Here is a 7,107-nt window from a genome sequence, read left to right on the forward strand (position 1 = left end):
TTTCCTATGACGACATTTACTCCAGGCATCGATGCCTTGCTGCGCGAGTTTCATGTGCTGTCGCTCTCCGTCTGCGCGGATGGCCAGCACTGGGCTGCGCCCTTGTTCTATGTGTTGGACCCCGCCCAGCCGCGCCTGCTGTTTGTGACCGACCCGCAGACGCGCCACGGGCAGCTACTGCGCCAGGCCGGATCAGCAGTGGTGACCATCAGCAGCGCCAGCCGCAGCATTGCGGAGATCCGCGGGCTGCAAATGGAAGGCGCCGTCCAACGGCTGGCAGGGGCGGACAGTGAAGCGGCGAGCGCTTTCTACGCCCAGACTTTTCCTGTTCCCGCCCATCTGCAGCCAGCGTTCTGGTCCTTCCAGCCCCATGCCATCAAGGCCACGGACAACCGGCTCCACTTTGGCGCCAAAGCCTACTGGCCCGCCCCAGCAGATGCGGCGCCGCCGCTTGGCTGAGGCGGGGTTTTGTCAGTAGGCCGCGTAGGGCTTAGGAACCGTCAATAGAAAACATACCAAAAGTATCCTACTATTGGTATGTTATTTTTTCACCGGAGTTCCGATGTCTGCCAGCCCTCTGACCCTCTACGGTCTCAATATCTGCCCCTTTGCACAACGCGCGGTGATCACCTTGCTGGAGAAGGGCGTGGCCTTTGAGCAGGTGCTGATCGATCTGGACAACAAGCCCGCATCTTTCCAGGCGATATCGCCGCTGGGCAATGTGCCGGTGCTGGGCGTGCGCCAGGCCGATGGCAGCGAAGCGGCCATTTTTGAGAGCTTGGTGATTGCCGAATACCTGGACGAAACCCAACCCGGGCCGCAACTCCTGCCGGCCGATCCGCTGCTGCGTGCCCAGCACCGCGCCTGGCTGGCCTATGCCTCGTCGGTGGTCTCGGGCATGGTCGGCATCGAGCGCGCGGCCGACGAAGCGGCCATCCTGGCCAGCAGTGAGAAGCTCGCCTCCCGCTTTGCCCGTATCGAGCAAGAGCTGGGCGAGGGCCCTTATTTCGCCGGTGCGCGCTTTGGCATGGTCGATGTGGTCTATGCGCCAATATTCCGCTACTTCGAGGTGTTTGAAAGCTTCCGGGATCTGGGCATCTTCAACGGTCTGCCCAAGGTCAAGGCCTGGCGCCAGGCGTTGGCGCAGCGCCCCAGTGTGCGCAATGCCGTGACGGCGGCCTTCCATGACGAGCTGGTGCAGTACCTGCACAAGTGCCAGTCCCATCTGGTGACAGCCGCCCATTGACCCGCGCCAAGGAGTTCCCATGCATGCATTGATCGTCGTCGCCCATCCCGAACTGTCCTCCCTGACCCATGCCGTGGCGGCCGAGCTGGCCCAGGGCATCAGCGCCGCAGATCCGCAGAACAGCTTTGAGGTGGCCGATCTGGCCGCCGAAGGCTTTGACCCCCGTCAGACAGCGGCCGACCTGGCCTACTTTCGCAACCAGGGCCCCTTGCCGACCGAGATCGCCGCCGAGCAGGCGCGCATTGACCGGGCCGATGCCCTGGTGCTCGTCTATCCGGTGTACTGGTGGTCTTTTCCGGGCCTGCTCAAGGGCTGGATCGACCGGGTCTTTACCAACGGCTGGGCCTATGACCACCAGGAGCGCGGCATTTTGCAGCGCCTGCCAGTGCATCTGGTGGCTCTGGGGGCCTCCAGCAGAAAGACCTATGCCAAACGCGGCTACGATACGGCGATGAAGACGCAAATCGAGCACGGCATATTTGACTACTGTGGCGCGCGGGTGGCCAGCGCTAGCTTGCTGAGCCAATCCGATGAGGGCTTTGCGCAATCGCATTTTGACGAGGCACGCCGCATCGGTGCGGCGCTTTTCGCGGCCCAGACCACCACCACGCCATGACCGAAGCCACCGCCACGACAGGCCACCGCAAGCGTTTTACCAAGGAGCAGCGCCTGGCGCAACTGCTCGATGTAGCCTGGCAGCTGGTTGCCAGCGAAGGCACCGACGCGCTCAGCCTGGGGCGCCTGGCCGAGGCGGCGGGCATCACCAAGCCAACGGTCTATGACCATTTCGGCACGCGCCAGGGCTTGCTGGCGGCCTTGTACCGCGATTTCGATGCGCGCCAAAACAAGATCATCGACGCCGCCATCGCGGCCAGCGGCCCAACGCTGCAACAGCGGGCCGAAGTGATTGCCAGCAGCTATATCGGCTGCTGCCTGGCCGAGGGCCGCGAGATCCCCGGTGTGCTGGCAGCGCTGCAAGGCTCGCCCGAGCTGGCCCAGCTCAAACGCCAATGCCAGCTGGGGTTTCTGGACAAATGCCAGGCAGCCCTGGCGCCCTGGGTCGCAACGCCAAGCCTGCCCAAGGCCAGCCTCTGGGCCATGCTCGGTGCGGCGGATGCGCTGTCGCAGGCGGCGATGGTGGGGGACATCACACCGCAACAGGCACAGGATGAGTTGCGGGATATGGTGGTGTTGTTGGCGCAGCGGGGGTCCTAGCGCTCTTTAAGTGGTTTTGGGTTTCGTCGATGTTCTTGATCCGTGATCTTGTCGACCAACGGCATGCGTGGAATCGCTGAGAACGGTTTGCGCAGGATACGGCAATGCATTCGCGCAGAGCAAGGAACTGGTTAGGCGCCATCCGTTTTTGACGGGGACTACTCAGACCGTAGATGGTTCGGAAATTCTTTGAGCAGTAGTGCTAGTCGCTCATATTGTCCAACTGCGTTTGGGCAATATCTGCAAAGAAGACCCATGGGCAGGTATCTCGGAAGGCGATCAACGCTTGCTTGGCCTTCTGCACTTGGCCATCATCTGCAAAGTCTTGCGCTTGAAGGAGCGCATTACCCAGGTGCCTCGACCAAGCTTTCTCATTGCTTCTCAGCTCCAGAACGCATTCCGCAAACGCTTCGGCAGAGGCCCATTTGGCAGCTTGTTGGCCCGTCTCACCCAAGCCTTTCGTAAAAAATTCTGCGAGAAGCGAACGCGATTCCTCATTGAACTGAGCAGCAATTTCCTCTTTCGATTGCCCCGCAAATTGGTGCCATCGCTCTATCAGTTCATCCATCTGTGCCTCGCTTGGAAAGCCTTGCAACGATTGCTCTTCCTCTGGGAGCGGCGAGAACCAGGACCTTGGAATGGCCATTTCTCCTGTGCGGTGCATTGGATAGGGCGCGCCGCGCAGTTCCCGTCCAGTCTTGATTCTGGCACTGGTTGTATAGGCGAATGCACTGTCATCGCCAGTATTCTCGGCCCGGCCATGCTTCAGGTTGGTCCACTGGTGGTGCTGGTGGCGGCCTGAATGCCTTAAACAGGCAGGTCTAGGACTGTCGCCGAACGACCCAAAGCGGCCATCGGCTTGTCCCTTATTGAGCTTCCTGGTAGTAAAAGCAAACGCCCATCTGAGCGCCGTGTAACGTGAGCATAGCCATTGCTTCGTGCGTGATAAGCGGACCACCACCTGTTCCGTTTCCACCCCAGAACATGGAAAAGTGGTACTTGAATCCCTGCAAGCTGAGGTCGGTCAAAAGCTTAGCTTTTTAAGCCGATTTAGCAGCCAAATCAAATGGTCACAAAGATCGTCGCTATCAATTTTCCCATTCGTGTCCAAGCTCCACCAATACCTCGGAGCGTCCGGACGCTGTTGAAGTCCGGCTTTTCGCAGTCTTGCCCGTAAAGCAACCCGTTCGGGTGACATGTTGTCCGAAAAATCTGCGGCCCTTATCGCAGACGCGAGGAAAATGCTCGACGGAAGCGCCGAATGGGTTCTTGAGCTTATAAAAAGTGAGCAATAGCGCATCATGATATGTCCGCTTCTGGCTGGTAAAGACTGTCGCGCTGCCCGGCCCAATGAGGACCTCCACGCAAAGCCAAAGCAGCCATCCTCCCACAATCGGCTCGTCCAGGGAACCGCGTTGATTTTGAGTATTTGCCTACCTGGCTGCAACCGACTTGGCCAGTCTGGCTAACATTATTTCCGCCATTTTGGAGGGGCAGCGGCGATAGGATTCGGTGAGCAATGCATCGTAAGCATAAGGCAGGCTTTCAATGCCATGGACAATCGACCAAAGGACACCTAATGCGCCATCATCGTCAGGAAATCTTTCAAATACGCCGAAAAGAACTGGCAAAGACTCTGGCGGAGGAGTTCCGAGTGACCACAACTCACCGAGTAAGTCGTCGAGTGCTAGCCAATGACCATCCACGGGATGGAACTGGTCGATGTCATGAAGTACTTGTGCTGCTTGGCGCATTGGCTTGAGAGTTTCAGTTAATGGAAGCCGGGTACATGGCCCGTACGTTAGCAGCATCGCGTGACAATTCGCTATAGCTGGGTGTCACCGGTGCGGTGTGTGCTGCAAAAAACAGGCCTCTCAGTTCGCTATTTCAGCCAGCTATCTGTGTCGACCGCACATTGGAGCGCAGTTCGTCCGTACCAGGGCTCTTGTTCATCAACTGAAGCAACTTCGCTCAAGGTGGACTTCATTGTTTTGACGTCTCTTTTTCCGGCAGCTGATATGAGCCGATTTTGCGGACTTGCAAGATATTCGTCCATCGCCTTGCGTTTCGCTTCTGTTATTTCCATGCGTTAAGAGTAAGTTTGGTCGAGGTCAGCTGTTGGGTGAGATCTTTCTCTTTGCGGATATGGCTTCGAGCAGCACACACACAGTTTTCATGAATTCTTCGCCCGACTGTTTCTGACCAATTCGCAACCCTCGCAGGCCGACCCAAAGCAGATAGTCACTAATGTTTGACATGAGAGGATTCGACTCAGCTTGCAGGGGCAAGTCCTCTCGATTGAAGGGTTAGGCGCTTGGTTGCTTGGCTTGTAGTACACGGCTTCGCCAACCTCGCTTTTCCACGGTCCGGATGTTGGGTTCGTGCGCAAGCTCAGCAAGGTATTCACTGAGCAGACGCAGTTCAGCATCGTCGGCTTCTCCCTTGTACTCCTGAATATGGACGAGATTGCCATAGTTCTCGTTGTGCTTCTCAGCTGTGTCGTCAACTGCAATGATCTGCTCAAGCCTGTAGCCCATGGACTTAAGTTTGGACAGGCGTTTTATCGGAACGTACTCGTCGGTATTGAAGTCTCTCCGCAAGGTGCACCGGTGGCTGGAGAAGAGAAAGAGAGGAACGCTGTCTTTGAAGACTTCTGACACGATGTCCTTTGCATACTGAGCGCCAGCCGAAGTCCAGACGCCAACATCGAACTCTCTGAAGGCGTACTGCAAGAATTCCTTGAGATAAGGCCGAGCGTAGACGTGATAGGTACCGACCATAAAGTCTGCTTCACGCCCAAGTGACTTCTCGGTCGCATGGATGAGTGTCTCGTCGAGATCAAGAACAAGCAACTTTCGATGGCTCATGTGCTCAAGGCGGCCAACGTTGGAGTTCAACTGCCGCCGAAGGTGGTCCGCTGGAGCGACATGTTGGGCCGCAACGCTTGCTTCGATACTGCGAAGCAATGCCGCAGCACGGTGACGCAGTTGCTGAGAAAACTGCTTTGGTGAGCTGACGGCAATCCGCTTCAGTTCGCTGGCGGCTTCCTCATTTACTGGAAAACCCAGCTCTGCCCATTGGACAGCCAACTCAACCCAATACTCCCCCGGATACCGAAGGCCCATGAGAAATGCTGCGTTGAGTACAGCAGTGTCAACCCCGGGCGCGTCGTTCCAGGGCCGCTCCAGATAGATGAGCGTTGACGGTGGATGCATTAAGAGTACCTGATAGCAGCCTAACTAGACTTAGACGAAAAACCAAACGCGATTGTCGTTCGTATAAACATAACTTTAGCGGTAGCAATGAGAGTTAACAAGCGTTAGGTAAGACTAGAAATCTCAAGATCGCTAACGATCAAGCGACTGCTGCTCGCAGTGGATTCACGAGCCTGCAGGCAGACGAGGGCGAAGACCCGAATGCAGCAATCGCTTGCTGGCAACTCCCATCTGGTTCGGAGTGGTCGACGTCATTTGGTAGTGGCATTTTGGGTCGGGGATGGATGTCGGGTAGTGGCCGATCCGCGGGTGTCGCAGACTGATCCGTAGGAGCCATTCATTTGAACTGCTGGTCTACCAACGCACTAAGGTGCCTTGACGTAAGGTTGCGCCCTCCATTTGCCAATAGAGCTCTTTTGTATTCCATGGAGTTCATCGTTGGACATGCGTTGACTGCAGAAATAAATACGTCTGGCGGAACATACCAGTGCGTTGAAATGTAATGAACAATAGCCACGGGAGCGACGTAAATCTTGCCTTGGTATGGAACGAAGACGTTGTCCGAAAATTCTGGTGCGTCATACTGGCATAGGCTACAAGCATGCCTACCAGCAGCCACGACGGGTTGCCAAGGTTCTTTGCACAGCGATTTCAAGCGTTCAAGAAACTCGGGGCTTACATGTCCACGCTCGACTTTCGAACTCAAATCAAGCCACCCGATAGCGACCAAATTCTCAGACGGCAATGGCAAAGATGTGCATGGGGATAAATCATCCATTCTGCTCATGCAAAAACTCCAACAGTCGGTTAGGCCAATGTGCAAGCGAGCATATCTGAAGCTAGAGAATTTCAGTTGAACTTCCGCTTCTACTAGCCAATCCGCGACCGTCGCAGGCCGACCCGTTGCGGTCATTTACCTCATATTAGGATCGCCGGCCATGTAGCGTAAGGCACTGCACCTGGATTTGATTTTCTACGGTTAGGTTAAACCCTTCTGCAACAGACTCAAGATTTACGTGCTTTACAACAATCGCTACGTTATCGCCAGCCTTGGCACCTGCAACTCGAAACCCGCTTGGTTCAAGACCAATAACCTTGACTTCGATTCTCCCGTGCGGAGACCGCAGAAAAAGATCATCACCTACACGGACTTCGCCTCTGCCCACTTTGCCGGTGAAAATAATAGATCGCCCTGCAATCAGGACGGCATCGACCACAGCGCATTCGAAGGTCATATGATCTAAATTGACGAGTTTTGCATGGGTCTACGGCACGTAATTGCTAGCAATTTTCCGCTCTTTAGCAATGGTCCGCTTTTGGCTGTGAATTCAACTGTTCAATGCAACACAATATCTGCCTAAGGCTGAAGGAGTGTTTGTATGAAGCAAAGACCGCGGATTTACTACACCGAAGCTCAGAAAGCGCTGATGT

The 7,107-nt window shown here is 55.9% G+C and carries 8 protein-coding genes; 4 read left to right on the forward strand and 4 right to left on the reverse strand.

Features of this window, described 5'->3' with window-relative positions; all coding sequences use genetic code 11:
* Positions 1–6 precede the first annotated feature (6 nt).
* The 4 genes from EDF71_RS23205 (at position 7) to EDF71_RS23220 (ending at position 2,461) form a co-directional block, all read left to right on the forward strand.
* A complete protein-coding gene (locus EDF71_RS23205) occupies positions 7–459 on the forward strand; it encodes a pyridoxamine 5'-phosphate oxidase family protein (protein WP_133858898.1) in 453 nt (150 codons plus the stop codon).
* Between the two features lie 103 nt (positions 460–562).
* Positions 563–1,246: a glutathione S-transferase family protein gene (locus EDF71_RS23210; RefSeq protein ID WP_133858899.1), complete on the forward strand. Its 684-nt coding sequence runs from the start codon at positions 563–565 to the stop codon at positions 1,244–1,246.
* A 19-nt stretch (positions 1,247–1,265) separates the two neighbouring features.
* The gene (locus EDF71_RS23215; protein WP_133858900.1) at positions 1,266–1,862 is read left to right on the forward strand and encodes an NAD(P)H-dependent oxidoreductase; all 597 of its coding nucleotides are present in this window, start codon (positions 1,266–1,268) and stop codon (positions 1,860–1,862) included.
* Positions 1,859–2,461, forward strand: coding sequence for a TetR/AcrR family transcriptional regulator (locus EDF71_RS23220; RefSeq protein ID WP_133858901.1), 603 nt, complete (start codon positions 1,859–1,861; stop codon positions 2,459–2,461). Before EDF71_RS23215 ends, EDF71_RS23220 begins: the two co-directional genes overlap by 4 nt.
* Before the next feature lie 202 nt (positions 2,462–2,663).
* On the opposite strand, the gene EDF71_RS23225 is transcribed toward EDF71_RS23220, so the two are convergent.
* The 4 genes from EDF71_RS23225 to EDF71_RS25315 form a co-directional block, all read right to left on the reverse strand.
* Positions 2,664–3,437 carry a hypothetical protein gene (locus EDF71_RS23225; RefSeq protein WP_133858902.1) on the reverse strand — a complete coding sequence of 258 codons (774 nt, stop codon included), beginning with the start codon at positions 3,435–3,437 and terminating at the stop codon, positions 2,664–2,666.
* 457 nt (positions 3,438–3,894) lie between these two features.
* The gene (locus EDF71_RS23230; RefSeq protein WP_133858903.1) at positions 3,895–4,215 is read right to left on the reverse strand and encodes a hypothetical protein; all 321 of its coding nucleotides are present in this window, start codon (positions 4,213–4,215) and stop codon (positions 3,895–3,897) included.
* A gap of 128 nt (positions 4,216–4,343) precedes the next feature.
* Positions 4,344–4,547 carry a hypothetical protein gene (locus tag EDF71_RS25170; RefSeq protein WP_166656625.1) on the reverse strand — a complete coding sequence of 68 codons (204 nt, stop codon included), beginning with the start codon at positions 4,545–4,547 and terminating at the stop codon, positions 4,344–4,346.
* A gap of 220 nt (positions 4,548–4,767) precedes the next feature.
* On the reverse strand, positions 4,768–5,676 hold the full coding sequence (locus EDF71_RS25315) for an HAD family hydrolase (RefSeq protein WP_208301123.1): 909 nt from the start codon (positions 5,674–5,676) through the stop codon (positions 4,768–4,770).
* Positions 5,677–7,107 lie beyond the last annotated feature (1,431 nt).

The organism is Comamonas sp. JUb58 (assembly GCF_004364775.1).
In the GTDB taxonomy this organism is placed as follows: domain Bacteria; phylum Pseudomonadota; class Gammaproteobacteria; order Burkholderiales; family Burkholderiaceae_C; genus Comamonas.

Coding starts and splice junctions, on each gene's coding strand:
- EDF71_RS25170 (WP_166656625.1), bottom strand. CDS start 4,547: ATGGAAATAACAGAAGCGAAACGCAAGGCGATGGACGAATATCTTGCA.
- EDF71_RS23220 (WP_133858901.1), top strand. CDS start 1,859: ATGACCGAAGCCACCGCCACGACAGGCCACCGCAAGCGTTTTACCAAG.
- EDF71_RS23210 (WP_133858899.1), top strand. CDS start 563: ATGTCTGCCAGCCCTCTGACCCTCTACGGTCTCAATATCTGCCCCTTT.
- EDF71_RS23205 (WP_133858898.1), top strand. CDS start 7: ATGACGACATTTACTCCAGGCATCGATGCCTTGCTGCGCGAGTTTCAT.
- EDF71_RS23230 (WP_133858903.1), bottom strand. CDS start 4,215: ATGCGCCAAGCAGCACAAGTACTTCATGACATCGACCAGTTCCATCCC.
- EDF71_RS23215 (WP_133858900.1), top strand. CDS start 1,266: ATGCATGCATTGATCGTCGTCGCCCATCCCGAACTGTCCTCCCTGACC.
- EDF71_RS25315 (WP_208301123.1), bottom strand. CDS start 5,676: ATGCATCCACCGTCAACGCTCATCTATCTGGAGCGGCCCTGGAACGAC.